21 protein-coding genes and 1 pseudogene are annotated in these 25,615 nt (G+C 73.0%); 10 read left to right on the top strand and 12 right to left on the bottom strand.

Annotated features, from left to right (window positions below):
• Positions 1–116 precede the first annotated feature (116 nt).
• Complete coding sequence (locus EV562_RS24425) at positions 117–665, top strand: hypothetical protein (protein ID WP_133888995.1); 549 nt, start codon at positions 117–119, stop codon at positions 663–665.
• Positions 666–740: 75 nt separating this feature from the next.
• On the opposite strand, the gene EV562_RS24430 is transcribed toward EV562_RS24425, so the two are convergent.
• The 3 genes from EV562_RS24430 to EV562_RS24445 all read right to left on the bottom strand — a co-directional run bounded on the left by EV562_RS24430 (position 741) and on the right by EV562_RS24445 (position 4,618).
• Positions 741–935 carry a sigma-like protein gene (locus EV562_RS24430; protein ID WP_133888996.1) on the bottom strand — a complete coding sequence of 65 codons (195 nt, stop codon included), beginning with the start codon at positions 933–935 and terminating at the stop codon, positions 741–743.
• A gap of 200 nt (positions 936–1,135) precedes the next feature.
• Positions 1,136–4,111 (bottom strand): BTAD domain-containing putative transcriptional regulator, encoded by a 2,976-nt coding sequence (locus tag EV562_RS24435; RefSeq protein ID WP_133888997.1) that lies wholly within the window; start codon positions 4,109–4,111, stop codon positions 1,136–1,138.
• Positions 4,112–4,204: 93 nt separating this feature from the next.
• On the bottom strand, positions 4,205–4,618 hold the full coding sequence (locus EV562_RS24445) for a nitroreductase/quinone reductase family protein (protein ID WP_133888998.1): 414 nt from the start codon (positions 4,616–4,618) through the stop codon (positions 4,205–4,207).
• Positions 4,619–4,712: 94 nt separating this feature from the next.
• Here EV562_RS24445 and EV562_RS24450 point away from each other — a divergent pair, with 94 nt between their 5' ends.
• Entirely contained in the window at positions 4,713–5,543 is an 831-nt protein-coding gene (locus tag EV562_RS24450) for an endonuclease/exonuclease/phosphatase family protein (RefSeq protein WP_133888999.1), read from the top strand.
• A gap of 680 nt (positions 5,544–6,223) precedes the next feature.
• Here EV562_RS24450 and EV562_RS24455 read toward each other — a convergent pair.
• Complete coding sequence (locus EV562_RS24455; protein WP_133889129.1) at positions 6,224–7,768, bottom strand: CehA/McbA family metallohydrolase; 1,545 nt, start codon at positions 7,766–7,768, stop codon at positions 6,224–6,226.
• 208 nt (positions 7,769–7,976) lie between these two features.
• On the opposite strand from EV562_RS24455, the gene EV562_RS24460 reads away from it, so the two are divergent.
• Both EV562_RS24460 and EV562_RS24465 read left to right on the top strand, forming a co-directional pair.
• Complete coding sequence (locus EV562_RS24460) at positions 7,977–10,580, top strand: bifunctional FO biosynthesis protein CofGH (RefSeq protein ID WP_133889000.1); 2,604 nt, start codon at positions 7,977–7,979, stop codon at positions 10,578–10,580.
• A gap of 106 nt (positions 10,581–10,686) precedes the next feature.
• Positions 10,687–11,250, top strand: a complete 564-nt coding sequence (locus EV562_RS24465) for a hypothetical protein (protein WP_166661971.1) — start codon at positions 10,687–10,689, stop codon at positions 11,248–11,250.
• Here the strand turns inward: EV562_RS24465 and EV562_RS24470 are convergent.
• From EV562_RS24470 to EV562_RS24480, 3 genes are all read right to left on the bottom strand, one after another.
• Positions 11,234–11,743: a DUF2165 domain-containing protein gene (locus EV562_RS24470; RefSeq protein ID WP_133889002.1), complete on the bottom strand. Its 510-nt coding sequence runs from the start codon at positions 11,741–11,743 to the stop codon at positions 11,234–11,236. The genes EV562_RS24465 and EV562_RS24470 overlap by 17 nt on opposite strands.
• Before the next feature lie 90 nt (positions 11,744–11,833).
• Positions 11,834–12,049: a DUF397 domain-containing protein gene (locus EV562_RS24475; RefSeq protein ID WP_133889003.1), complete on the bottom strand. Its 216-nt coding sequence runs from the start codon at positions 12,047–12,049 to the stop codon at positions 11,834–11,836.
• A complete protein-coding gene (locus EV562_RS24480; protein WP_133889004.1) occupies positions 12,046–12,858 on the bottom strand; it encodes a helix-turn-helix transcriptional regulator in 813 nt (270 codons plus the stop codon). The genes EV562_RS24475 and EV562_RS24480 overlap by 4 nt, the downstream gene beginning before the upstream one ends.
• A gap of 112 nt (positions 12,859–12,970) precedes the next feature.
• Here EV562_RS24480 and EV562_RS24485 point away from each other — a divergent pair, with 112 nt between their 5' ends.
• From EV562_RS24485 to EV562_RS24495, 3 genes are all read left to right on the top strand, one after another.
• Positions 12,971–13,405, top strand: coding sequence for an ATP-binding protein (locus EV562_RS24485; protein ID WP_133889005.1), 435 nt, complete (start codon positions 12,971–12,973; stop codon positions 13,403–13,405).
• Between the two features lie 189 nt (positions 13,406–13,594).
• Entirely contained in the window at positions 13,595–14,710 is a 1,116-nt protein-coding gene (locus EV562_RS24490) for an ADP-ribosylglycohydrolase family protein (protein WP_133889006.1), read from the top strand.
• 51 nt (positions 14,711–14,761) lie between these two features.
• Positions 14,762–15,172, top strand: a complete 411-nt coding sequence (locus EV562_RS24495; RefSeq protein WP_133889007.1) for a VOC family protein — start codon at positions 14,762–14,764, stop codon at positions 15,170–15,172.
• 66 nt (positions 15,173–15,238) lie between these two features.
• On the opposite strand, the gene EV562_RS24500 is transcribed toward EV562_RS24495, so the two are convergent.
• From EV562_RS24500 to EV562_RS24510, 3 genes are all read right to left on the bottom strand, one after another.
• Positions 15,239–16,822, bottom strand: coding sequence for a sodium:solute symporter family protein (locus tag EV562_RS24500; protein ID WP_133889008.1), 1,584 nt, complete (start codon positions 16,820–16,822; stop codon positions 15,239–15,241).
• A 237-nt stretch (positions 16,823–17,059) separates the two neighbouring features.
• On the bottom strand, positions 17,060–18,988 hold the full coding sequence (locus tag EV562_RS24505) for an MFS transporter (protein ID WP_133889009.1): 1,929 nt from the start codon (positions 18,986–18,988) through the stop codon (positions 17,060–17,062).
• 258 nt (positions 18,989–19,246) lie between these two features.
• On the bottom strand, positions 19,247–22,159 hold the full coding sequence (locus EV562_RS24510) for a D-alanyl-D-alanine carboxypeptidase (RefSeq protein WP_133889010.1): 2,913 nt from the start codon (positions 22,157–22,159) through the stop codon (positions 19,247–19,249).
• A gap of 189 nt (positions 22,160–22,348) precedes the next feature.
• Between EV562_RS24510 and EV562_RS24515 the strand changes: the two genes are divergently transcribed.
• From EV562_RS24515 to EV562_RS24525, 3 genes are all read left to right on the top strand, one after another.
• Positions 22,349–23,107, top strand: a complete 759-nt coding sequence (locus EV562_RS24515; RefSeq protein WP_133889011.1) for a GPP34 family phosphoprotein — start codon at positions 22,349–22,351, stop codon at positions 23,105–23,107.
• A 348-nt stretch (positions 23,108–23,455) separates the two neighbouring features.
• The gene (locus EV562_RS24520) at positions 23,456–24,313 is read left to right on the top strand and encodes a helix-turn-helix transcriptional regulator (RefSeq protein ID WP_133889012.1); all 858 of its coding nucleotides are present in this window, start codon (positions 23,456–23,458) and stop codon (positions 24,311–24,313) included.
• Positions 24,314–24,526: 213 nt separating this feature from the next.
• Entirely contained in the window at positions 24,527–24,718 is a 192-nt protein-coding gene (locus EV562_RS24525) for a DUF397 domain-containing protein (RefSeq protein ID WP_133889013.1), read from the top strand.
• A 102-nt stretch (positions 24,719–24,820) separates the two neighbouring features.
• Here the strand turns inward: EV562_RS24525 and EV562_RS24530 are convergent.
• Both EV562_RS24530 and EV562_RS24535 read right to left on the bottom strand, forming a co-directional pair.
• Positions 24,821–25,027 (bottom strand): annotated as a pseudogene (locus tag EV562_RS24530) (MerR family transcriptional regulator); the annotation flags it as partial.
• A gap of 56 nt (positions 25,028–25,083) precedes the next feature.
• The gene (locus tag EV562_RS24535; RefSeq protein WP_133889014.1) at positions 25,084–25,605 is read right to left on the bottom strand and encodes a glutathione peroxidase; all 522 of its coding nucleotides are present in this window, start codon (positions 25,603–25,605) and stop codon (positions 25,084–25,086) included.
• Between the last annotated feature and the right edge of the window lie 10 nt (positions 25,606–25,615).

Here is a 25,615-nt window from a genome sequence, read left to right on the forward strand (position 1 = left end):
TACGTCCGCGGGCCCCCGCGTCGCGCGGACGGCCGTACCGCCGTGGCCCGTACAGCGTGGAGGGCCGTGCCCGGCTGGTGACGTGTCCGTGACATCCACGCCCTAGCGTGATCGTCATGACGACACGGGGGCGAGCACTCAGGTACACGGCGATCTCGGCACTGGTGGTCCTCAGCCTGACCGGTTTCTCGACCGGCCGCCACGGCCACGGTCACGGAGGCGACGGTGGCGGCTGCAGCAGCTCCGGCCAGGACCACGACAGTTCGTCGTCCACGTCGGGCGGCGGCGCCTACAAGGACGACGACACCTACGGCAGCGGCGGCAGCGGCTACCACGACCACGGCGACGACACCTACGGCGACGACACCGGCAGCGGGGACGGCGGCAGCACCGACGCCGTCGAGGCCGCCGTCTTGTCGCTGGTCGCCTGCGCCGAGGAGGGCCAGCCGTACGCCACCGTCGAGGTCACCAACCCGAACGCCGTGGAGTACACGTTTCCCGTCACGGTCCTCTTCAAGGACGCGGACGGCACGACACTCACCGAAGGCAGCGAGGAGGTCACCGTCCCCGCGGACGGTGTCACCCCGGTCCGCGTCCCCTACGACGGCTCCGCCGTGCCGGACCACTGCGAACTGGACCACACGGTGACGGAGCCCGTCTCCTGAATCCCCCCGCGCACGCGTCGGCCGCGGCGGCTCCCCTCCGCGCCGCCGCGGCCGATCCCCGTGCGGGAAGAAGGTCTACTTGGCGCCGCCGCCCAGGCCCAGGGCCGGAGGGGCGGGGGCGTGGTTCTCCAGCGTCGTGATCTGCTCCTCGGCCGGGGGCTGGGGAGCGTGGTTCTCCAGGAGCCTGGCCTCGCCACCGCCGACGGGCGGGGCCGGAGCGTGGTTCTCCATGGTGACGACCTCTGCCGGCTTCTTCTCGGTCTCGCTCATGCTGCTCCCCTGGAACTCGTGGAGTACGGCTGCCGATCGCCCCTGTCCGGCGACTCCCCCGAGTATCGCCGGACAGGGGCTCCGCGCGGCCTCCCGGGTGGGCGGCCGCGGTGACCCGCCTGCCCCCCGACGCGACGGATCCGGGTAAGAGCATGGCCCGCGGCCATAAACGTTCGATGAACGCCCGTGCCGCCGCCCCGTCACGCGGCGTCGACGGGTGAGCCGAGCAGGCGGCGCACCTCCGACACCTCGGGGGCGTCGGCGCGTTCCAGCAGCGTCAGGGCCTCCAGCCAGCAGGCTCGCGCCCGGTCGCTCTGCCCGAGGGCGCCGAGGCTCCGCCCCAGGGTGTTCAGGATGCTGCCCCGGATGAGGTCGCCGCCGATGAAGCCGATCGCCAGGGCCTGTTCCGCGTGCTGGGCCGCCGCCGCGGGACGGTTCGCGGCCAGGTGCAGCTGCGCGATGCGGAAGTGGGCGGTGCCCTCCCACAACCGCTGGCGGTTGCTGCCGAACATCACCAGGGCGTCCTGCATCTGCCGCAGGCCCTCGGCGTGCCGGTCCGCCCGCAGCAGCGCCACCCCGAGCGCGTAACGGGCGTTCGCCAGGCGCAGGGTGAGGCCGAGCTGCCGGAAGATCTCCACGCCCTGCTGCGCCAGCGCGATCGCGCTGCTGGTCCGGTTCATGCGTTCGTGCAGCCGCGAGAGGTTGCACAGGGCGCTCGCCTCGCCGGGCCGGTTGTCGTCCGCGCGGTAGCCGTCCCGGGCGGTCGTCAGCAGCTCCTCCGCCTCCTCGTACCGGCCCTGGCTCAGGGCGATGATGCCCCGGTCGGTGGCGGCCCAGCCGATGGGCGTGGAGTCCGCCGCCTCGGTGGCCAGCTCGATGGCGATCCGCGCCTCGTCGTCCGCCCGCGCGTACTGGCCGGCCGCCAGGCACACGTTGGACAGGGCGGTCCTGGCCCGGCTCTCCGCCCGGATGTCGGCGGTGGCCCTGGCGGCGTCGCGCAGCGCCGTCGCGGCCGTCTCGTACTGCCTGGCGTTGGCCCCGGACTCGGCCAGGTCCTTGGTCGCCCACAGCAGGTCGACGGCCCGGCGCAGTTCGCTGCCCGTCACCTGCTGCTGTGCGCAGGCCAGCAGGTTCTGGGCCTCCGTGTAGAGCCAGTCCAGGGCGTCACCCCGGTCCTCGAAGACCAGGCCCGTGTAGGAGGTGGGCTCCAGGTGCTCGACCGTCCGGTCGCCCGGCCGCTCGATCGCGTACACCCCCGCGGCCGTGGCCAGGTAGAAGTCCAGCAGCCGCGACAGCGCCGCCGCCCGCTCGCTCGGGGGGTCCTCGTCCCGCTGCGCGCAGGCACGCGCGTAGAGGCGGACCAGGTCGTGGAAGCGGTAGCGGCCCGGCGCCGCCGATTCGAGCAGCGAGGTGTCCACCAGGGACTCCAGGAGGTCCTCCGTGTCCTCCACCGGGAGGTCGAGGACCGCCGCCGCGGCCGCCAGCGAGATGTCCGGGCCGTCCGCGAGGCCCAGCAGCCGGAAGGCGCGGGCCTGGGCCGTCTCCAGCTGGCCGTAGCCCAGCTCGAAGGTGGCCTCGACCGCGAGGTCCCCGGCCTGCAGTTCGTCCAGCCGGCGCCGCTCGTCCGCCAGTTTGGCCGCGAGGACGGAGACGGTCCAGGTGCGGCGGGCCGCCAGCCGGGACGCGGCGATGCGGATCGCCAGCGGCAGGAATCCGCACGCACCGACCACGTCCAGCGCCGCCTCCCGCTCCGAGGCGACCCGCTCCTCGCCGACGATCCTCGTGAAGAGGGCCAGCGCCTCCTCGGGCGACATCACGTCCAGGTCGACCAGGTGTGCCCCGGCGAGGCCCACCATCCGCACCCGTGCCGTCACCAGCGCGGCGCAGCCCTCCGTGCCGGGCAGCAGGGGCCGCACCTGGGCGGCGTCCCGGGCGTTGTCCAGCAGGACGAGGACGCGGCGGCCGTCCAGGACGGAGCGGTACAGGGCGGCGCGCTCCTCCAGGGAGTCGGGGATCGCCGAGTCGGCGGTGCCCAGGGCGCGCAGGAAGGAGCCCAGCACCGTCTCCGGCTCCGCGGGCCGCGCGCCGGCGCCCTGGAGGTCGACGTACAGCTGTCCGTCGGGGAAGGCGGACCGCGCCTGGTGGGCGACGTGCACCGCGAGAGTCGTCTTGCCGACGCCGCCGATCCCGGCCAGCGCCGAGACGGCCATCACGCGGCCCGTCGCCGGGTCCCCGGAGGCCGAGGACAACACGTCGCTCAGCTCGCGGACGAAGGACGCGCGACCGGTGAAGTCGGGCACCGTGGCCGGGAGTTGCGCCGGGCGCACCAGGGGCGTCGCCGCCGCCGAGGCCGGTGCCGAGGGCTCGGCCAGGCCGGGGTCGGCCCGCAGGATGCGCTGCTGCAGGTCCCGGAGGCCGGGCCGCGGGTCGACGCCCAGCTCGTCGGCGAGCAGACGGCGCGTGTCCGCGTAGACGGCGAGGGCCTCCGCCTGGCGGCCGCTGCGGTACAGCGCCAGCATCAGCAGCTCGCGCAGGCGTTCGCGCAGCGGGTGGGCCGCCGTGAGCGCCGTCAGCTCCGAGACCGCCTCCGCGTGGCACCCCTGGTCGAGGTCCATGTCCAGCCGGGTCTCCAGCAGTTGGAGCCGCCACTCGTCCAGCCGGACGCGCTGCGTCCGGGCGTACGGACCCGGCACGCCGGCCAGTACCTCGCCGTCCCACAGGTCCAGCGCGCGGCGCAGCAGCTCACGGGCGTGACCCAGGTCGCCGGAGCTCCGCGCCTTCTCGGCCCCGGCCGCCAGGTCCTGGGCCCGCGTCAGGTCCAACGCCCCCTCGGCCAGGCCCCGTACGGCGTACCCGCCCGACTCGCTGGCCAGCACCCCCGGGTCGAGCACCTTCCGCAGCCGGGACGCGTACGTCCGTACCGCCGCCAGCGCCTGCGAGGGCGGCTCCTCACCCCACAGGGCGTCGATCAGCTCGGCCGCGGTGGCGGTACGGCCCTCGCGGAGCAACAGGGCGGCCAGCAGCGCCCGCTGCTGGGGCGAGCCGGTGGCCAGCGGCTCCTCGCCCCGCCAGGCGCGCACCGGTCCGAGCACGCCGAAGCGGAGCGCGGCCGGCCCGTCCGGTTCCGCCGGGAATCCGGGACGCCGCTGCTCCGGAACGCGCGGTACACCGTCCATGCCGTCCCCCTAGACATCCTGAGCAACCAGGTCAGTTTGCCTTGTTCATGCCGACCACGTCAGCCGTGGGAGACGCCGATCACAGGTTCTCCATCAGCTTCGTTCCCCCGGCCCCTCCAACTCCACCCGCACCGTGAGCAGTCCCGCCCGGGCGCCCATCGCCCGTACCGTCAGGCTGTTGTAGCGGGGGAGGCGGCGCAGCCGGGCGAGCGGGTCGTCGTCGGGCAGGAGACGGGCCGTCCCCGGGTACCAGCGGCCCCGCAGCCGGACCCGGACGCGGGGATCGGCCCGGATGTTGCGGACGTACTGGGACCGCTCGCCGAACTCCGACACCAGCCAGAAGGAGTCGCCGGTGCGGCGCCCGCCCACCGGGGTCCGGCGGGGGAGGCCGGAGACCCGGCCGGTGGTCTCCAGCAGGGTCTGGCCGGGCAGCCGGCGCACGACCGCGTTGAGCCGGCGCTGGAAGGCCGTCACGGCCCGGTACTTCTTCTCGGCGTTGGAAGACATCGTCCGTTCACGCTCCCGTCTCGTGTGGCTCCATGTTCCCCGGAAAACCTCAAGGGGACGGTGTGAACGGGGCCGAGAGACGGGTGGTGCGGGCGTGCGGGTCGTGACCTGGAACCTGTGGTGGAGGTTCGGCCCGTGGGCCGACCGGCGCGAGGCGATCCTCGCCGTGCTGCGGGAGCTGAAGCCGGACGTCGTCGGGCTCCAGGAGGTGTGGGCCGTCGACGGAGGCGAGAACCTCGCCGAGTCGCTCGCCCACGACCTGGGCCTGCACTGCGCCTGGTGGCCCTCGCCCGCGCCCGAGCGGTGGCAGCGGCGGATCGGGGACCACGCGGTGGGCGTCGGCACCGCGGTGCTCAGCCGTTGGCCCGTCGTGGAGCGGGCGGTGCTGAGGCTGCCCGCCCCGGCGGAACTGGACGACGGGCGGCTGGCGGCGTACGCCCTGCTGGACGCGCCCGGGCGCCGGGTCCCCTTCTTCACCGTCCATCTGACCTCGGGCGGTCACGCCGGTGCGGTGCGCGGCGAACAGGCCGCAGCCCTCGCCGAGTTCGTCGACCGGCACCGGCACGGCACCGCCCACCCGGCCGTCGTCACCGGCGACTTCAACGCCCGTCCCGAGTCGCCGGAGGTCCGCCTGCTGCGGGCCGCGGGGCTGCGCGACGCCTGGGCGCTGGCCGACCCGGACGAGCCGTCCGGCACCTGGGACACCGCGAACCCGTACGTGGACCACGCGGACGGCGAGCCGAGCGTACGGATCGACTACGTCCGCGTCGGCCCGCCGGGCCCCGGCGGACTCGGCCGGGTCCTCGCGGTGCGGCGGGCCGGTGCCGGTCCCGTCGACGGAGTCTGGCCCTCCGACCACGCGGCGGTCGTCGCGGACCTGGCCGACACCGGGGCGGCCACCGCGCCGCAGACACCGGATCGGTGACGGCGGCCGGCACCTCGTCGTGCGCCTGGCCGACGCCGGCCCGGTCACCGCGCCGCCTGCCGCCCCGGAGACACCGGGACGATGACGGCGGCCGGCGCCCCGGGAACACCGGGACGATGACGGCGGCCGGCGCCCCGGGAACACCGGGACGATGACGGCGGCCGGCGCCCCGGGAACACCGGGTCGGTGCCGGCGGTCGGCGCCCCGGCACGGACGTGGACGTCGGGACCGGGCACCGCGTCGGCCACCGCCCCGCCGGCACCGCGTCGGCCGCCGCCTCGTCGGCCACTGCCCCGCGGGCACTCGTCGGCTACCGCCCCGCGGGCACTGCGTCGGCTACCGCCCCGCCGGCACCGCGTCGGCCGCCGCCCCGCCGGCCGCCGCCTCGTCGGCCACCGCCCCGCGGGCACTGCGTCGGCTACCGCCCCGTGGGGCACTGCGTCGGCCACTGCCCCGTGGGCACTGCGTCGGCTACCGCCCCGTGGGCACTGCGTCGGCTACCGCCCCGTGGGGCACTGCGTCGGCCACTGCCCCGTGGGCACTGCATCGGCCACTGCCCCGTGGGCACTGCGTCGGCCACTGCCCCGCGGGCACTGCGTCGGCTACCGCCCCGTGGGCACTGCGTCGGCCACTGCCCCGTGGGCACTGCGTCGGCCACCGCCCCGCGGGCACTGCGTCGGCTACCGCCCGAGGAACACCGGGTTGGTGAAGGCGGCCAGCGCCCCCGGCAGGGGGCCCGCCGCCGTGTCGTGCCGCACCTCCGCCCGCACGTAGGCCGCGTACGAGGCGGTCGTGCGCCACTCCACGGTGCCCGCGCCGGACACCGGCAGGGGATCGCCGGTGAACAGCACCCCCTGGTCCGTCACGAAGCGGACCGTGCAGCGCGGGGCGCCGGTCACCTCCAGGCGGACGGTGACCGGGGTGTCGCGGTCCACGCGCAGCCGCTCGCCGATGCCGGCGTGCTCGCCCCGGCCGCCGGACGCGGTGAAGGACAGGGACAGCTTCGACGACTCGGCCACGTAGGAGCGCCCGGCCCTGATGCCCTCCTGGATCGCCTCCCGGGTCAGGTCGTCGGCGAGGACGACGGTCTGCGGGCGGCCGATCACGTCGGGGGAGCGGTGGGAGTCGCTGCTGCCCATCGCCGGGAGCCAGCTCCGCCCGGCGTCCCGTACGGCGGCGACGAGCATGCCGTCCCAGTCGGCCAGCGCCACCTCGTCGTCCGGCGTGTAGGCCCCGTTCCACACCTCGACCGCGTCCGCCTCCCCGAACCCGAACTTCCAGTTGCAGCCGATGCAGGTGGCGTGCGGATGGGCCGGCACCACCAGGCCGCCCGCGCCGCGGATCTGCCGGGCGAACCGGCCGAAACGGTTGTCGCGCGCCCGGTAGCGCCAGTCGACGAAGGTGCCGGGATCGGTGCCCAGGGCGACGACGTGGCCGTTGCGGGTCGTCACCTCCTCGCCCAGCAGGATCAACAGGTCGTCCCCGGCGAGGCCGGCCCAGTGCGGGTGCGCGGAGTGCGTGTTGTGCTCGGAGGAGTTGATGAAGTCCAGGCCCGCCGCGCGCGCCTGCTCCGCGATCTCGGCGAGGGTGTAGCGGCCGTCGGAGTACTCGGAGTGCAGGTGGCAGTCGCCCCGGTACCAGGCCCGGCCCCGGCCCCGGGCGCGCTCGGGCGGGTACACCGGCCGGGGCGCCGGCTCCTCCTCGCCGTAGGTCAGCGTGATCGTGATCTCGTACGCCAGGCCCTGCGGTGCGACGGTGTACGGGCCGAGCGCGATGTGCCAGGTGCCCGCCCGCACCGGCCCCGCGACGTAGCCCGGCGTGGCGGCGTCCGCGCGGACGAAGAACTCCGTGCGCGCCCCGCCCGACCAGCCGCGGAAGCCCCGGCCGCCCAGTTCGGTGCCGCGCTCGTCGAAGAGGCCGATGTCGAGGGCGTTGCCCTGGGTGCCGGCCGGGACGGCGGGGCGGTCGTAGGTGTAGGCGACGTGGATCTCGCGGACCCCGCGGGGGACGTCGACCGGCACGTACACGAAGTCGGGGGAGCCGGGCGGCAGGGTGCCGCGCACGGTTCTCCTGCGCTGTTCCCGGGGTGCCGCCGCGGCGAAGCTCACGCTTCCCAAGGTAAGCGCGGCGGCGGCGCCCGTCGCGAACACGGCGCGTCTGCCGACTCCGGTGCGGCCGTGCCCGTGCCCGTGCCCGTGCTCCTGCTCGTGGTCGTCCTCGCACATGCTGCTGCTCCAGGTGTCGTCGTCGCGTGTCGTCGGTGACATGACGTCGGTGGTGCAGGGGTGGTGCGTGCAACCCTCGTATTGAGCCGTGAACTCCCGGGCAAGGAAAGGGGTTCGGCGCATTGAGGGGGCATTGAGGTCCGGAAACGCCGGCCGGGTCGCCGGGACGGGCGGGCGGAGCCGATCACGCCGCTCGTATGCTCGAAGGATGACGACTTCCGCGACCCCCGGAACCGGACCCGCCGACCCCGCCGGCCCCACCGAGAACTCCATGCGTCGCGCCCTCAAACGCGCCCGGGACGGCGTCGCCCTCGACGTGTCCGAGGCCGCCGTGCTGCTCCAGGCGCGCGGCGAGCACCTCGACGCCCTCACCGCGTCCGCCGCCCGGGTCCGGGACGCGGGCCTGGAGGCCGCCGGGCGGCCCGGCGTCATCACGTACTCGAAGAGCGTCTTCGTCCCGCTGACCCGGCTGTGCCGGGACAAGTGCCACTACTGCACCTTCGTCACCGTCCCCGGCAAGCTGCGCCGGGCGGGCCACGGGATGTTCATGTCGCCGGACGAGGTGCTCGACATCGCGCGCAAGGGCGCGGCCCTCGGCTGCAAGGAAGCCCTCATCACCCTCGGCGACAAGCCCGAGGAGCGCTGGCCCGAGGCCCGGGAGTGGCTCGACGCGCACGGATACGACGACACGATCGCCTACGTCCGCGCGATCTCGATCCGCATCCTGGAGGAGACGGGGCTGCTCCCGCACCTCAACCCCGGCGTCATGACCTGGACGGACTTCCAGCGGCTCAAGCCCGTCGCCCCCTCCATGGGCATGATGCTGGAGACCACCGCGACCCGCTTGTGGTCCGAGCCCGGCGGCCCGCACCACGGCTCCCCGGACAAGGAACCGGCCGTACGGCTGCGCGTCCTGGAGGACGCCGGGCGCTCCTCGGTGCCCTTCACCTCCGGTGTCCTCATCGGCATCGGCGAGACGTACGAGGAGCGGGCCGAGTCCCTCTTCGCGCTGCGCAAGGTCTCCCGCGCCTACCACGGCGTGCAGGAGCTGATCATCCAGAACTTCCGCGCCAAGCCCGACACGGCGATGCGCGGCATGCCGGACGCGGAACTGGACGAGCTGGTCGCCACGGTCGCCGTCGCCCGGCACATCATGGGCCCCTCCGCCTGCCTCCAGGCGCCGCCGAACCTGGTGGACGCGGAGTACGAGCGGCTGATCGGCGCGGGCATCGACGACTGGGGCGGCGTCTCCCCGCTGACCATCGACCACGTGAACCCCGAGCGCCCCTGGCCGCAGATCGACGAACTCGCCGCGAAGTCCCGGGCGGCCGGGTTCGCGCTGCGGGAACGTCTCTGCGTGTACCCGGAGTTCGTCAAGCGCGGCGAGCCCTGGCTGGACCCGCGGCTGCGCCCGCACGTGGCCGCGCTCGCCGACCCGGAGACCGGCCTGGCCCGCGCGGACGCGGTGGTCGAGGGACACGCGTGGCAGGAGCCGGACGAGGCGTTCACCGCCACCGGCCGCACCGATCTGCACGCCACCATCGACACCGAGGGCCGCACGTCGGACCGCCGCGACGACTTCGACGAGGTGTACGGCGACTGGGGCGCCCTGCGCGAGGCCGCCGCCCCCGGCATGGCGCCCGAGCGCATCGACACCGACGTGCGCGCCGCGCTCGCCACGGCGGCCGACGACCCCACGCGGCTGACGGACGACGAGGCACTCGCCCTGCTGCACGCCGACGGCCCCGCGCTGGACGCCCTGTGCGGCATCGCGGACGACGTCCGCCGGAGCACCGTCGGCGACGACGTGACGTACATCGTCACCCGCAACATCAACTTCACCAACGTCTGCTACACCGGCTGCCGCTTCTGCGCCTTCGCCCAGCGCCGCACCGACGCCGACGCCTACACGCTCTCCCTCGACCAGGTCGCCGACCGCGCCCAGCAGGCGTGGGAGGTGGGCGCGGTGGAGGTCTGCATGCAGGGCGGCATCCACCCGGACCTGCCCGGTACCGCGTACTTCGACATCGCGCGGGCGGTGAAGGCCCGCGTGCCCGGCATGCACGTGCACGCCTTCTCGCCGATGGAGGTCGTCAACGGCGCCACCCGCACCGGCCTGTCGATCCGCGAGTGGCTGACCGCCGCGAAGGAGGCGGGCCTGGACTCGATCCCGGGCACGGCGGCGGAGATCCTCGACGACGAGGTCCGCTGGATCCTCACCAAGGGCAAGCTGCCGACGGCGACCTGGATCGAGGTGATCGAGACGGCCCACGAGCTGGGCATCCGCTCCTCGTCCACGATGATGTACGGCCACGTCGACCAGCCCCGCCACTGGCTGGGCCACCTGCGCACCCTCGCCGGCATCCAGCGGCGCACCGGCGGCTTCACCGAGTTCGTGACGCTCCCCTTCATCCACACCAACGCCCCGGTGTACCTGGCCGGCATCGCACGGCCGGGCCCCACCCTGCGCGACAACCGCGCGGTGACCGCGATGGCCCGTCTCCTCCTGCACCCGCACGTCCCCAACATCCAGACGAGCTGGGTGAAACTGGGCACGGAGGGAGCGGCGGAGATGCTCCGCTCCGGCGCCAACGACCTGGGCGGCACCCTCATGGAGGAGACGATCTCCCGCATGGCGGGCTCGTCCTACGGGTCGTACAAGTCGGTCAAGGACCTGGTCGCGGTCGCGGACGCGGCGGGCCGCCCGGCGAAGCCGCGCACCACGCTGTACGGCCCGGTCCCCGAGGAGCGGCAGCGGGCGGCGCGGGACTCGGACGGGCACCTGCCGGAGCTGCTGCCGGTCCTGGACTGAGGAGGCACGGGGCCGGGGCGCAGGCTTCGGGAGAGCGGCGGACGCGCAGTACGATGATCTGGCCCCCGGTGTGTCGGGGTTCTCGTAGCTGAGGAGATGCGTGCCCGTGCCAGCCCGACTTCCCTCATGGGCGTGGGTCTCCGGTCTGACCGTGGGGGCGATCGCGGCGGTGACCGTCCTGGCCGTGCAGGCGGACCAGGGGCCCCAGCCCACCGCCGCGGCGACCAAGCCGAAGCCGTCGGCGTCGGCGGACGCGCACCCCGAACCGAAGGAGACCGCGCCGGCCCGGGTACCGGAGGATTCCGGCACCGGGCGGCGCGTCGTCTACTCGGTCGGCCAGGACCGGGTGTGGCTGGTCGACGCCAGCGACGCCACCCGGCGCTCCTTCAAGGTGTGGCCGGGCACGGTCGACCCCGATCCGGGAAAGTACAGCGTCGGCACCCGCCGCGAGGAACCGACGACGGGCTCCGACGGGGTCCGGATCGAGCAGATCCTGTACTTCACCCAGGAGGACGGCGTCTGGGTCGCCTTCTCCAACGCGGTGGACGGCTCCTCGCCGCCGCCGGCCGCCTCCGGCGCCAAGACCGGCGGCATACGGCTGCCCAAGGCGGACGGTGACGCGCTCTGGGAGTTCGGCACGTCCGGCACGACGGTCACTGTGGTCGCCTAGCCTCCGCCTCTCCGGACGGCAGGTGCGCCACGATCAGCACGACGCCGCTGAACAGCAGCACGCGCGTCGCCGCCTCCAGCCCGTTCCAGTCCTCCGACTGCCACATCGCGAACCATTCGCCGCCGATCGCGAGGAATCCGGCACCGAAGAGCAGCATCAGCATGAGCGTGCCGTACGTGGTGAAGCGCCGCGCGGGAGCGTGCTGCCGGCGTATCCAGAGCCAGGTCGCCCAGATCAGCACGAGCGCGGCGGCGGTCTCCCACACGATGATCGCCACGTAGGCGGTGTCCTGGAGACCCTTGCTCGTGATCGCCCGCCACATCAGGTCGTCGTCCTTGAACGTGGTGTCCATGGCGAGGACGTGGTGCACGTACTGCTGGTTGTTGTCGAAGTCGGTGATGTTCCCGAGGGCGACGAGGGCGATGTAGAGGGCGAGGACCGCGGTGAGCACGGTGGAGGCGAGTAAAAGGGCGCTGCGGGGGTTCTTGGTCATGGCAGCACTATCCCGAAGCCGGACAGCGGGCGGGCGGGAGGGTCCGGGAAACGTGATCTCTTCGCAGCGTTCCGGCGGTCCCTCGCCGCGCTAACGGAGCACGGAGGGTGCCCGTCGGCCGTCCGTCGCGACGGTGTGCACGAACGCCGTCCAGGAGACGTCGGCGAAGGTCAGACGGGCGCCTTCGCGGTCCTTGGAGTCGCGGACGTGGACGGTTGGGTGGGCGGGGGCTATGGCGACCTCGACGCATTCCGGGCCGTCGTTGCTGCTGTAGCTGCTCTTGAACCATTCGAGGGCGGGGGTCATGTCTCTTCTCCCATGACTTTCTCGATGAAGGCCAATGACTCACGGGGCGTGAGCGCCTGCGCCCGGATGATCCCATAGCGCAGATCCAGGGTCTGGACCTCGTACGGATCAGTGATGACCCGGTTGTGCAGTTGGGCTTCCGAGTGGCCGAACGCCGTGCCGCCCCGCAGTTTCAACAATTGCAGCGACCCGGCCATCCCGGCGTGATCGTCGCGGTCCGTCGGCATGACCTGGATCTCGACGTGTCGCAACCTCCCGACGTCCAGGAGGTGTTCGAGTTGCTGCCGGAGCACGGTCCTGCCCCCGAGCGGGCGCCGCAGCGTCACTTCCTCCTGGACGAAGGTGAGCTGTGGCCGGGGGACGCGATCGAAGACTGCCTTTCGCGCCATACGAGCGGAGACGTAGCGGTCGGTCTCCTCCTCCGTGAACGCCGGTCGGCGCATCGCGTACAACGCGCGCGCGTACTCGGGGGTCTGCAGCAGACCGTGGATGTGGTGGCCCGCGTAGGCCCCCAGCTCGACCGCCTCCTCCTCCAGCTTGGCCAGGTCCCGCACCTTCTTCGGGTAGCGGGCCTTCTCCACGTCCTCCTTCATCGTCGCGAGCTTCCCGCCCGCGCCCAGCACCTCGTCGGCCTTGTCCAGGAAATCGGGCTTGGGCACCCGGCGGCCGCGCTCGACCGACGAGACCATGTCCTCGCCGTACCCGATGGCGGCCCCCAGTTCGGCCTGGCGCAGGCCCGCCGCCTCCCGCCACAGCTTGATCTGCCGCCCGACCGCCTTGAGCACGGCCGCGGCCTCCTCGTCCTCCACGTCTTCCCTCCCGACGTACGACCCGTACGACCACGGCAGGCACCCGGACAGTCACTCTCGGTACCGAGGTCGTCGCTGTTCAGAGTAGGGACGGGCGGCCACGCTGGGTGACGTGAATCAGAAATTGGACCTACCTTTCACGCCGAACGCGCCCCACTTCGCAGTCCAGTTGTCCGCAACCCGCAGAGGCGCCCGGCTGGCGCGGCTGCTCACGGAACGCCAACTCGACGACTGGGGAGTGCCGTCCGAAGGGGCGGTCCAGGTCGTCGCCGAACTCGCGGCGAACGCGGTGCTGCACGGCCGGGTGCCGGGACGGGACTTCCGGCTCGCTCTGCGGCTGCTGCCGGGCGGGGCCCTCCGTGTCGAGGTCACCGACGCCCGGGGCGACCGGGTCCCGCGTCTCCCCGACCCGGCGTCCGACGACGCGGAGGCCGGGCGCGGACTGCGCATCGTGGCGGCGTACGCGGACCGTTGGGGTGTCCGCGCGGGACCGGCCCCGGCGAAGACCGTCTGGGCCGAACTGCCACCGGGTCGTGGCCGGACGTGACCCGGACGGTCAGGCAGTCGCGACGAGGCCCGGCAGACCGACGTCCGGGACTTCGTCCGCCGCTGCCGTGAGGTGTGCACCGGCACGCGCGCGTGAACGTTTCCACACCGTTCCAGCCCTGACCGACCACTTCTGTTCGCATACAGTGCTGGGCGTCGTACGTACGCACAGCGCCGAGCGGAGGTCCAGGTGGGCGCGACAGCCCGTGCCGTGTGGGGGCGTGCCGAGCAGCAGGACTTCCGCAGCCGGGTGCGCGGCACGCTGCTCGGTGCGGCCGTCGGGGACGCCCTGGGAGCGCCCGTCGACGGTCTCGCCCTCGACGAGATCCGGGAGGCGCACGGCGCGGAAGGGCTGTCCGACCTCGCCACCGCCTACGGCCGGCGCGGTGCCGTCACCCACCTCACCCAGCTCACCCTGTTCTCCGTGGACGGGCTGATCCGCGCCCAGGTACGGCGGGACACCGGCGCCTGGCACCCGCCGACCGACCTGCACCGGGCCTACCGGCGCTGGGCCGCCACCCAGCGCGACTGGGGGCCCGACCTGCGGCGCAAGGAGGACGGCTGGCTGGCCCACGAGGAGTGGCTGTACGTCCGCCGGGACGCCCCGCGCGCCCTGCTGCTGGGCCTCGGCGACGAGACGATGGGCACCCCCGAGGCACCCAAGAACCCCGACGAGCGCGGTCCGGAGGCCGCCGCCCGCTCGGCGCCGTTCGGGCTCCTGGTCGGCTGGGAGCCGCAACTGGTCGCCCAGCTCGCCGTGGAGTGCGCCGCGCAGACCCACGGCCACCCCACCGGGCGCCTGGCGGCGGGCGCGTACGCCGTGATCGTGCACGGGCTGGCGCGCGGCGAGAGCCTGGACGCCGCCGTGCAGCGGGCCCTCGCGCTGCTCGCCGCCCGGCCGGGACACGAGCCCGTGGCGGACGCCCTGCAGCACGCGCTGGGCGCGGTGCGGCAAGGGCTGCCGACCCCGGCGCGGGTGACCGAGCTGATCGGCGCGGGCACGGCGGAGGGCCTGGTCGCCGCCGCCGTGTACTGCGCCCTCGTCGGTGAGGACGTACGGCACGGGCTGCGGCTCGCCGTCAACCACGACGGTGCCTCGGCGGCGACCGGCGCCCTGACGGGCGGCCTGCTCGGCGCCCTGCACGGCGAGACGGCTCTGCCCCCGGCCTGGCTGGCCGAACTGGAGGGCCGGCCGACCCTCCTGGAGCTGGCCGACGACTTCGCCATGGAGATGACCCAGGGCCCCGCCCTGCACGGCCCGGCGGGCTCGTCCCCCGGATGGCTGGCGCGGTACCCGCGAGCCTGAGGCCACGTCTCGGGAAGCGCCGCACCGGGGGCCGCCGCTAGCGTGGCGGCCATGGACATCAGCATTCACACCACGGTGCTTCCGCACGACGACCCGGACGCGTCCCTGGCCTTCTACCGGGACGTGCTCGGCTTCGAGGTCCGCAAGGACGTCGGCGACGGCAGGATGCGCTGGATCACGGTCGGTCCGGCCGGCCAGCCGGACGTCTCGCTGCTGCTCGCGCCGCCCGCCGCGGACCCCGGCATCACCGACGCCGAGCGCCGCACCGTCGCCGAGATGATGGCCAAGGGCACCTACGGGTGGCTCCTCCTGGCCACCGAGGACCTCGACGGCACCTTCGAGAAGGCCCGCGCCAAGGACGCCGAGATCGTCCAGGAGCCGACCGAGCAGCCGTACGGCATCCGGGACTGCGCCCTCCGGGACCCCGCCGGCAACCAGATCCGCATCCAGGAACTGCGCTGAACCGGCCCGGCCGGTGACCGCGGTCACCGGCCGGGCCGGCCGGACGTGCGCCCTCGGGTGGGATCTCTAGTCGCCCACCCGGTTGCGGCCCACCACGTCGTCCACCCCGCCCGCGGGCGCCGGGACCGCGGCCGCCGCGCCGGAGTGGCCGTCGTCCCCGTCCGTGTTGACGCGCTCGATGATCGCGAGCCGCTCCGGGGTGTCCTCCGGCTTCAGGAAGCCGACGACGACGTACAGGACCAGCGAGACCGCCAGCGGGATGGAGACCTGGTACTCGAGCGGCACCCCGCCGTCCACGTTCCAGTTGATCGGGTAGTTGACCAGCCAGAAGGCGAGCAGGCCCAGGCCCCAGCTGGTGAGCGCGGCAGTCGGGCCCGAGCGGCGGAAGGGCCGCAGCAGCCCGAGCATCATCGGGATCGCGATCGGGCCCATCAGGCCGGCCACCCACTTGATCACGACGGTGATGATGTCCTTGAACGTCGGCGAGTCGACCTGGGTCGCCACCGCCATCGAGAGACCGAGGAAGACCACGGTGGTCAGCCGGGCCGCCAGCAGCCCCGACCGCTGACCCCAGTTGCGCGCCGCCTTCGACAGCACCGGCGCCACGTCACGGGTGAAGACGGCCGCGATGGCGTTGGCGTCCGACGAGCACATGGCCATGGTGTGCGAGAAGAACCCGACGATGACCAGGCCGAGCAGCCCGTGCGGCAGCAGCTGCTCGGTCATCAGGGCGTAGGAGTCGGAACCGTCCGGCTTCTGCGACTCCACCAGCAGCGGCGCCATCCACATCGGGAAGAACAGCACCAGCGGCCAGACCAGCCACAGCACCGCCGACAGCCGCGCCGAACGCTCCGCCTCGCGGGCGTTGCGCGTGGCCATGTAGCGCTGGGCCTGGTTGAGCATGCCGCCGTTGTACTCGAAGAGCTTGATGAAGAGGAAGGCGAGCAGGAACACCGTGCCGTACGGGCCGACCAGCGGTTTTCCGTGGCCCTGGAGGGCGGGCTCGTCCCAGACGCCGAAGAAGCCGCCGTGGTCGCCGAGCTTCATCACGACGGCCACGAACATCGCGACACCGGCCAGCAGCTGGATGATGAACTGGCCCAGCTCGGTCAGCGCGTCCGCCCACAGACCGCCGATCGTGCAGTAGATGCCCGTGATGACACCGGTGATCAGGATGCCCTGGTTGAGGGTGATGCCCGTGAAGACCGAGAGCAGGGTGGCGATGGCCGCCCACTTCGCGGCCACGTCCACGATCTTCAGCAGCATGCCGGACCAGGCCAGCGCCTGCTGGGTGGGCAGGTTGTACCGGTTCTTGAGGTACTCCAGCGGCGAGGCCACGTGCAGCCGTGAGCGCAGCCGGTTGATGCGCGGCGCGAACAGCTTGGAGCCGATGGCGATGCCGAGGGCGATGGGGAACGACCACGTCACGAAGGACGTGACGCCGTAGGTGTAGGCGATGCCGGCGTAGCCGGTGAACATCACCGCGCTGTAGCCCGACATGTGGTGCGAGATGCCGGACAGCCACCAGGGCATCTTGCCGCCGGCCGTGAAGAAGTCGCTGACGTCGTCCACGCGTTTGTGCGACCAGACGCCGATCGCCACCATGACGGCGAAGTAGCCGATGAGCACGGACCAGTCGAGACCGTTCATGTGCCCCCTTCCGGGGTCCGCCTTGTGAACTCCGCTCAGCCGGTTGGCACTTCGCTAGAGCGGAGCAAGGGCGTGGCAGGCCGCGAAGTGCCCGCTCATCGTGGGTGCGACGACGCGGGCACGACAAGGAAGGGGAAGGTCAAGAGAGAGTAAAAAGGTTCGGATCGCTGACCTGTGTTCACCTACATGAACAATCTCGGGCGGCCTCCGAAGAGACCGCCCGGGCCGCGCCGGGCGCTACTTCAGCTCGTCGGGGCACGGCGTGCCCCGCTTCAGCCCGTACGGCGACGCCAGCCGGTACGTCCCCGCCTCGGGGGCGACGAGCGTCGTCCACACGTCACCCTCGGCGGTCTCCTCGGTCTCCGCCAGACAGCCGTTCACGTTGTCGTACGTCTTCGGCGTGCCCTCCGGGGCGTTCCTGGAGGCCTCCGTCTCCTGGGGCGGCTGGAGCTTCCCGCCCTCCTCGTCGACGAGGCTCAGCCACGGCGAGTACGGCATCCGGATCAGGATGCGCCCGGGCCGCTGCACGTCGATGACCCACTCGTCCTGCTCGGCCCGCCGGACCACCGCGTCGGGCTCCGCCAGCGGCGTCGGGTCGGTCACCTGGAACAGCTGCCAGTTGGCGTCGCCCCAGATCTGCTTCAGATAGGGCAGGCCCCGCTGCAGCAGCTCCCGCTCCCGCTTGCCGCCGTCACCGTCCGGCTCGCCCTTGGGCAGCACCACGAAGTGCACGGCCCAGCGCTTCAGCCACTCGTGGTAGTTCGCCGAGTTGAGCGTGTCGTCGTAGAAGAGCGGATTGCGCTCCATGTCGGCCTGCCGGGTCCAGCCGCGGGCCAGGTTCACGTACGGCGCGAGCGCCGACGCCTCCCGGTGGGAGCGGGCGGGCACGGCCTCCACCCGGCCCTGCTCCGCGCCGACCTCCTGCAGCTCGTTGACGAGCGGCGCCAGCTCACGCGCCCAGGAGGCGGCGGGCGTGGTGTGGACGGCGTCGTCGGCCGACTTGAAGCCGATCCAGCCCGCGAAGACGGCGAGCGAGGCCACCAGCGCGTACCACTTGCGCGACTTGGTCACCGTGAACGGCAGCGCCGCCACCAGGACCACCCCGGCGAAGAGCATCGGCAGGCGGGTGATGTTGGAGCCGATCTGCGAGCTGATCAGCCAGACCAGCAGCACCGCCAGGCCGTAGACCGCCGACGTGATCCGCACGGTCTTCCAGGTGCTCGGCACGAGCCAGTACACCAGGCCCGCGTACAGGATCGGCAGCACCGTCGAACCGAACCCCATCGGCTGGGTGCCCGAGAAGGGGAACAGCACGGCCGAAAGACCGACGACCACGCTCGGGGCCAGGCCCAGCGACCAGGCACCCGGCCGGCGCTTCTGCAGGAACAGCGCCACCGCCACCAGGCCCACGAACAGCCCCGAGACCGGCGAGGCCATCGTCGACAGCGCGGCCAGCGGCGCCGCGCACAGCCCCTTGGCCCAGCGCTCGTACCGCCAGCGGTGCGGCCAGCAGAACACGGCGGCGACCGCGCCGAGCCCGAACATCATGCCGAGCCCGAACGTCACCCGGCCCGACACCGCGTTGGCCAGCAGCCCGAACAGGCCCGCCAGCGACGCCCACAGCGGATTGCGGACCACCCGGCTGCGGATCAGGATCATCGTCAGCAGCCCGGCCGAGATCGTCCCCGCGATCATCATCGTGGTGCGCACGCCGAGCACCGACATCAGGTACGGCGAGATCACGCTGTACGAGACCGGGTGCATGCCGCCGTACCAGGCGAGGTTGTACGCCGAGTCCGGGTGCCGGCCGACGAACTCGGCCCAGGCGTCCTGCGCCGCGAGGTCGCCGCCGCTGTTCGCGAAGGTGAAGAACCACACTATGTGGAGCACCCCGGCGAGGACGGTCACGGACAGCACGGGGTGGCGCAGCATGCGCTCGCGCAGGGCCAGGAAGGCGGTGTTCACGGCCGACGGCGCCTTCGGGCCGCCGGGCTCGGGCTCACCGTCGCCGTCCGCCGGGCCGGGCCCGTCGCGCCGGTCCACCGGGTTCTCCGCCCCCGCCGGGCTCGCCCCGGCGTCCCTGCGGGGCCCGGGCACCCGCGGTCGCGGGCCGGCTCCCGGCCCCGGATCGGCGTCGTCGGCGCGTGTCGGCTCCGCAGTGGCCACCTGAAGGCACTCCCCGTGTCCCGTCTTCTTCTTTGGGCCGTGTCCCGTTCCCACGACCGGCGACTGCCCCGCTTCGTGACGCTAGCACGCGGCCCCGCACGGGTGCCTCCTCCGTTTCCGGGGCCTCCCGGCGCCCCGGGGCCCCCTCGCGGGCCCTCCGGCGTTCCGGTGACGCCCCGGGGGACGCGAACGCCCCCGCGGCCGGGTGACCGCGGGGGCGTGGGGTGTGTGTCGCGGGCGGCCCGGACGGGCCCGGTGTCAGCCCAGCCGGGTCAGCTTGTCCGAGAAGCCGGGCTCGGCGAGGTCGTCCCGCAGGGCCACCGGCACCTTCACCGCGCCGCTGGTGCCGCCGTCGCCGACCGTGAGGGTGCCGACCTTGGTACCGGCCTTCGCCGTGTGCGGCACCTCGTCCGCGTCGAAGGTCAGCTTCACGGTCAGTCCGCCCCAGCCGACGGCCTTGACGTCCTGCGTGGCGACGACCGGCGTACGGCCACCGAGACCGTCGTCGACGTACCCGACGACGCTGCCCTTCTCGATGATCGTCGACGACTTCAGGGTGCCCTGCGCGGCCCGGATCAGCTGGTCGCCGGCGTCCAGGGCGGCGGCGAGGATGCCCTTGTCCGCGGTGGCCGGCTGGCGCACCACGGCCCCGACGATGGTCCGGGTCTCACCGCCGACCTCCTTCTTCGCCGCGAAGACGAGGTTGCCGAGCGCGGAGGTGGTGGTGCCGGTCTTGATGCCCACGACGCCGTTGTGACCGACGAGCTGGTTCCAGTTGCCGTGGTTCGCGCCCTTGTAGTCGTCGTACGACATCATCGTGGCGACCTCGCGGAACGCGGGCTCCTTCATCGCCTCCTTGGCCAGCTTCACCTGGTCCACGGCCGTGCTCACCGTCGTGTTGTTCAGCCCCGACGGGTCGGTGTACGTGGTGTTGGTCATGCCGAGGTCCTTCGCGGCGGCGTTCATCTTCTCGACGAACCCCTTCTCGGACCCCGAGTCCCAGCGGGCGAGCAGCCGCGCCACGTTGTTCGCGGACGCGATCAGGATGGCCTTGAGGGCCTCGCGCTGGGAGATCGAGTCGCCCGCGTAGACGTGGACGGTCGACTCGTCGCCCGCCTCCGACTGCTCCTCCGCCGCCTGGTCGATCTTGATCTTCGGACCCTCGGCGCCGCTCTTGAGCGGGTGGTCGCGCAGGATGACGTACGCGGTCATGACCTTGGCCACGCTCGCGATCGGCACCGGCTTCTGGTCGCCGGACGAGCCGAAGGTGCCGATGCCCTGCACGTCGAGCGCGGCCTGCCCGCTGGACGGCCACGGGATCTCCGGCTTGCCGCCCTCGAAGGTGAAGCTGTCCTGCGCCGTGAGGTCGAGGGTCGGCGCGGGCAGCGGGCGCATGGACTGCACGACGCCGATGATGATCACCAGCAGGATGACCAGCGGCGTCCAGATCTTGACCCGGCGCACCGTCGTCCGCAGCGGGGTCTCCGGGGGCGGCGGGGTGTTGGTCAGCTCCGCCAGCAGGTCCAGCGGCGGCTTGGGCGGCAGCGGCTGCTGGGTGGTCCGGTCCGGCCCGACGTGCGAGACGGGCGCGGTGACCCCGGTGCGTGGCGTCCGGGCCGCCGCGGGGGCCTCCTCGGGGGCCGCCTCGGGGCTCTTCGTCGCCTGCGGTGCCTGCGGGGGCCTGCGGGTCGCCGGGTCGTCCGGATTCCGCAGCGCCACGAACTTGCTGGTCCGCTCGGCGGCGCCGGGGTCGGCCTTGCCGGCGGCTCCGGGGCCGGTCTTGCCTGCGGCACCCGGACCGGTCTTGCCTGCGGCACCCGGACCGGTCTTGCCGGCGGCGCTCGGGCCGGTCCTGCCGGCGGCGGAGGCGGCGTCGCCGAGCTTCAGCATGGTCGTCGGCTGATCGACGGCGGGTCGCGGCGCCTTGAACACGGCTGTGGGCTGATCCACCGGCGGCTCGCCGCCGCCGTCGCCCTCGCCCTCGCCGTCGTCCTCGTCCGACGCCGAGGCGGCGCCGGAGCCCGCGGAGGCGCCCGAGTCCGCGTCGGCCGCCGGGCCCTTGCCCGCGCCGGAAGCGGGACCCGAGCCGGACCCGGCGGACGCCTTTGCCCCGGAGGCCGAATCCCGACCCGTGGGGGCGCCCGTGTCCGAGCCGGAGTCCGGCCGGGACGTGACGTCCGCGCCCGTGCCGGCGCCGGAACCCGTGGTCGTGACGGTCTTCGAGCCGGTGGCCGCATCGGAGCGGTCGTCCGCGCCCGTGTCCGAGCCGGAGTCCGTGCCCGTAGCGGCGTCCGAGCGGGAGCCGGAGCCCACGCCCGTGTCCGGGTCCGAGCCGCCGGCTGCGCCCGTGCCGGAGCCCGAGCCCGCGTCCCGGCGGGAAGCCGTACCCGTGTCGGTACCGGCGGCCGAGTCCGGGTCCGAGCCGCCCGCTGCGTCGGAACGTGAAGCCGCGTCCCTGCCCGGGCCGGAAGCCGAGTCCGTGGCGGAGCCCGAGCCGAACGCCGCGTCCGCACCCGCACCCGCACCCGCACCCGTGTCCGGACCGGAGGCCGAGGGCGTACCGGCCTCGGCCTCGGCGTCGGAGCCGGTGGCGTCCGCGGTGGCTGCCTCGGACTCCTCGGCGCCCTGCCGCGGGCCGGGCTCGCCGTTGTCGCCGTCCTCGGCCGGGGCGGCCTTCTGGCCCTCGGACTGGCCCTCGGGCGCGTCGGCGCCGGCCGAAGCGCCCTCGCCGCCCTCCAGTCGTGCGTTGGCGGCGGCACGCTCGTCCGCGGTGGCCACCCAGGCCGCGACGACGTCCCGCAGCCGGCCTTCGTTCGTGGCGGCAGGCTTCTCGCGGTCGGCCCCGGGCGTGCCGGACGCCTCCGGCGCGCCCGAGCCGTCCGACGTGCCGGACGCCTCGTCGTCGGCCGCCCCGTCGGCGGCGTCCGCCTCCGGAGCCGACCCACGGGCCGACAGCACCCGGGTCGCGGTGTCGACGCCGCCGCGGGACCCCGTGCCCCCCGCGGAGCGCTTCGCGTCCTCCCGTGCCGCCCCGAGCCGCGGATCACGATGTTCGCTCGCCTCGGTCCTGGCTTCGGGAACCGGACCCGCGCTCCCCGACGTCGGTTCTTCCGACGACTCGCGCTGCTTCGACCTGTCGGGGGACTCGCCCGCCACCGATGCCTCCTCCATGCGCCGCACGTCCTGTGCGCGCTACCGAACCCGTACCGAAACCATTTACCAGTGTCCTGTGTACGGGTGGAACCCACGCGGAAGACGAGAACGACATACCTACTGGTTCCACTACGAAGCGGTCACGCACCCTCGACAGACCAATGTGAGAGGGGTCACCCTGTCTGTCATCCACGCGGGGAGGCATGGATGGGCAGGAGCCGCAGAACAATTCCGGAGGAGCTTCTGCTGCTGGCGTTGGACCCGACCACGGGTACCACCGCGCAGCCGCAGTCGCTCGACCTCGGTCTGGCCGGAGCGCAGCTGGTGGAGCTGGCGCTGGCCGGACGGATAGCCCCAGACGGGGATCGTATCGCCGTGGTGGCCCCACGGCCGACAGGAGATCCAACACTGGACTGCGCGTTGGAGTTGCTGCGAAGGCGTGGCGCTCCCGTGCGGGCGGTCAACTGGATAGGCGGGCCCCGCCTGGGGCTGCGCCAGACCTATCTCTCGCATCTGGAGCGATGCGGCATGGTGCATGCCGTGGAGGGCCAGATGTGCGGGGTGCTGCCGACGACTCGCTACCAGGCGACGGACACGGCGATCAGCAGGGAGATCAAGGCCCGGCTGGACTCGGCGATCCGCACCGGCGTCCCGCCGGACCCGCGGACCGCGGCGCTCGCCGCCCTGGCCCACGCGGTCGGGCTCGGCAAGCACCTCTACCCGGGCAACGAAGGACGCTCGTCACGGTCCCGGCTGCGGGACCTCATCAGACACGACCCCATGGGCGGACTGGTGGCGCACGCGGTGATGGACGTCCAGAACGGCGCTGCGGCACAGCCACGCCGCAGTCCGGCCCCGGCCGGCCGTCAGGCCCCGGGACCGGGGGGCAGGCCCGCCCCGGAACCCGCCCACGGTGTTCCGGCGCAACCACGCCACGGATCCATGGCGCGAGCGGTGGCCCACTAGCCCCACGAGCGCACCGCACGACCGCACCGCACCGCACCACAGCACCGACAGCACCGTCAGCACGAGCACCCGTACCACAGCACCGCCGCACCGCCAGTCCCCAAGCCCGGTCACGGGAGCCGCAGGTCCGCGCGGGGTGGCGGAACCGACCGCACGTCCGGCCCACCCGGACCGCGGAAAGGTTCCGCCACTCCGCGCGGCCGCATGTGGGGGTGGTGTTCCGAACCGGCGTGTACGCGGCGCATATCGACCGTTTCCCAGCGGTGGAAAGCACCTTGGTGGCAGTCTGCTCAACAGCAGATACACAAAGTGGCAAGTGCGAGTCACCCAGCCGGAGGTGCACGTCCCGTGGCGTCGAGTGTCAATCCCACCGTAAGGCGGCGTCGGCTGGGCCAGGAGCTGCGCCGGCTCCGGGAGCAGAAGGGCATGACGGCCGAGGAGGTCGCCGAGCGGCTGCTGGTCTCCCAGTCGAAGATCAGCCGTCTGGAGAACGGGCGGCGCAGCATCAGTCAGCGGGACGTCCGCGACCTGTGCGGGGTGTATGAGGTCGAGGACCAGCGGATCGTCGACTCGCTGATGCAGATGGCGAAGGACTCGCGCCAGCAGGGCTGGTGGCACGCCTTCGGGGACATCCCGTACAGCGTCTACATCGGCCTGGAGACCGACGCCGAGTCGCTGCGCACCTACGAACCCCAGATCATCACCGGCCTGTTGCAGACCCGGCCCTACGCCGAGGCCCTCATCCAGGGCGCGTTGCCCGAGACGTCGGTCGCCGACGTGGAGAAGCGGGTGCAGGTCCGCATACGGCGGCAGGAGCGCATCTCCGCCGAGCACAACCCGCTGCGGCTGTGGGTGGTCCTCGACGAGGCCAGCCTGCGCCGGGTGGTGGGCGGCAAGCAGGTGATGCGGGAGCAGTTGGAGCACGTCGCCGAGATGTCGCAGCTCCCGCACATCACCGTGCAGGTGCTGCCGTTCGACGTCGGGGCGCACCCCGGCATCAACGGCCAGTACTCCATCCTGGAGTTCGCGGACACCGCCGACTCCAGCGTGGTGTACATCGAGGGCGTGACCAGCGACCTGTACCTGGAGAAGGCGCCGGACGTGCAGAAGTACACGGTGATGTACGAGCACCTGCGGGCGCAGGCCCTCAACGTGGAGCAGTCGCGGCAGCTCATCGAGGACGTGGCGAAGGAATACGCCCGCTGAGTCGCTGAGTCGCTGGGCCGTTCAGGCCCTCAAGGCCGGGGGAGGCGGGATAGTACATCCCCGCCATGGGGTACTGGAAGACTCACCTGGAATATGCCACCCGGTCGAGTGAATGGCTGCTCCGTGCAGGAAGGCCAGCGAGTAGCGTCGATCACGCCAAAGATCAAACGTCATTGGCGTGAACCACACTCGCGACTCGCCATCGGAGCAGACATGGCAATTGTTCAGGGCGCCCAGGATTCGTGGACCAAGTCCTCCTACTCGGGGGGAAACGGCGCGTGCGTCGAGGTCAGGTCACCGCTCGTGGCGGCGCTCGCCGTCCGTGACTCCAAGGTGACCGCCGGCCCGGTCCTCGCCTTCCCCGCCGACGCGTGGAACGCCTTCGTGACCTCGGTCAAGGAGTAACGCCACCACGCGTCACCCGCCCGTACCGCCGACGGAGCCCTCTCGACCAGTTCGCCGACCTTGCCGAGAGGGCCTCGTCACCCCAACCCACCCGATCCGGCCTCACCTCACCGGGAAGGCCATGTCGCACACGGGGTCCTCGGCGCCGGCGGCGTCCCAGTCGGTGAAACACACCTCGCGGCACGACCCCGCCGCCGTCGGTCCCCGCACGGTGATCCACGTGATCCACTCCTCCACCGCCTCGAAGGCGGCCAGGATCTGCGGGTACCGCACCCGGGCCTCGGTGATCCGGGTGCGGGCCGGCCGGCGCGGCAGGGCCACGAGCCGGGCGTCCTCGGCCTGGCCGGCGCGGTGCAACCGGTAGGTCAACCGGCGAGGTGCGCCTCCACCGCCGCCACGACCTCCGCCGACTCCGGCTCGGTCTGCGGGGAGAACCGGGCGGCGACCTTGCCGTCCCGCCCGATCAGGAACTTCTCGAAGTTCCAGCGGATGTCCCCGCTGTGGCCCTCGGCGTCCGCGAAGCCGGTCAGCCGGTCGTACAGCGGATGCCGGCCCTCCCCGTTGACCTCGGCCTTCTCGGTCATCGGGAAGGTGACGCCGTACGTCGCCGAGCAGAACTCGGCGATCTCGTCGGCGCTGCCCGGCTCCTGGCCCATGAACTGGTTGCAGGGCACGCCCAGCACGGTGAACCCCTGCTCGGCGTACCGCTCCTGAAGCCGCTCCAGGCCGGAGTACTGCGGGGTGAGCCCGCACTTGGAGGCCACGTTGACCACCAGCACGACCCGGCCCGCGTACTGGGAGAGGTCCGCGGCCCCGCCCTGGAGGGCGCCGATCTCGACGTCGAGGGGGAGGCTGTCGTCGTTCCGCGTGTTCGGTGAGCTCGTCATGCACCGGATG

Origin of the sequence: Streptomyces sp. BK208 (genome assembly GCF_004364245.1) — a bacterium.
Classification (GTDB): domain Bacteria; phylum Actinomycetota; class Actinomycetes; order Streptomycetales; family Streptomycetaceae; genus Streptomyces.

Excerpts from the sequence above, each read along its gene's own strand:
- EV562_RS24425 (WP_133888995.1), top strand. The coding sequence starts at position 117 with ATGACGACACGGGGGCGAGCACTCAGGTACACGGCGATCTCGGCACTG.
- EV562_RS24430 (WP_133888996.1), bottom strand. The coding sequence starts at position 935 with ATGAGCGAGACCGAGAAGAAGCCGGCAGAGGTCGTCACCATGGAGAAC.
- EV562_RS24435 (WP_133888997.1), bottom strand. The coding sequence starts at position 4,111 with ATGGACGGTGTACCGCGCGTTCCGGAGCAGCGGCGTCCCGGATTCCCG.
- EV562_RS24445 (WP_133888998.1), bottom strand. The coding sequence starts at position 4,618 with ATGTCTTCCAACGCCGAGAAGAAGTACCGGGCCGTGACGGCCTTCCAG.
- EV562_RS24455 (WP_133889129.1), bottom strand. The coding sequence starts at position 7,768 with ATGTGCGAGGACGACCACGAGCAGGAGCACGGGCACGGGCACGGGCAC.
- EV562_RS24460 (WP_133889000.1), top strand. The coding sequence starts at position 7,977 with ATGACGACTTCCGCGACCCCCGGAACCGGACCCGCCGACCCCGCCGGC.
- EV562_RS24470 (WP_133889002.1), bottom strand. The coding sequence starts at position 11,743 with ATGACCAAGAACCCCCGCAGCGCCCTTTTACTCGCCTCCACCGTGCTC.
- EV562_RS24475 (WP_133889003.1), bottom strand. The coding sequence starts at position 12,049 with ATGACCCCCGCCCTCGAATGGTTCAAGAGCAGCTACAGCAGCAACGAC.
- EV562_RS24495 (WP_133889007.1), top strand. The coding sequence starts at position 14,762 with ATGGACATCAGCATTCACACCACGGTGCTTCCGCACGACGACCCGGAC.
- EV562_RS24500 (WP_133889008.1), bottom strand. The coding sequence starts at position 16,822 with ATGAACGGTCTCGACTGGTCCGTGCTCATCGGCTACTTCGCCGTCATG.
- EV562_RS24510 (WP_133889010.1), bottom strand. The coding sequence starts at position 22,159 with ATGGAGGAGGCATCGGTGGCGGGCGAGTCCCCCGACAGGTCGAAGCAG.
- EV562_RS24515 (WP_133889011.1), top strand. The coding sequence starts at position 22,349 with ATGGGCAGGAGCCGCAGAACAATTCCGGAGGAGCTTCTGCTGCTGGCG.
- EV562_RS24525 (WP_133889013.1), top strand. The coding sequence starts at position 24,527 with ATGGCAATTGTTCAGGGCGCCCAGGATTCGTGGACCAAGTCCTCCTAC.
- EV562_RS24535 (WP_133889014.1), bottom strand. The coding sequence starts at position 25,605 with ATGACGAGCTCACCGAACACGCGGAACGACGACAGCCTCCCCCTCGAC.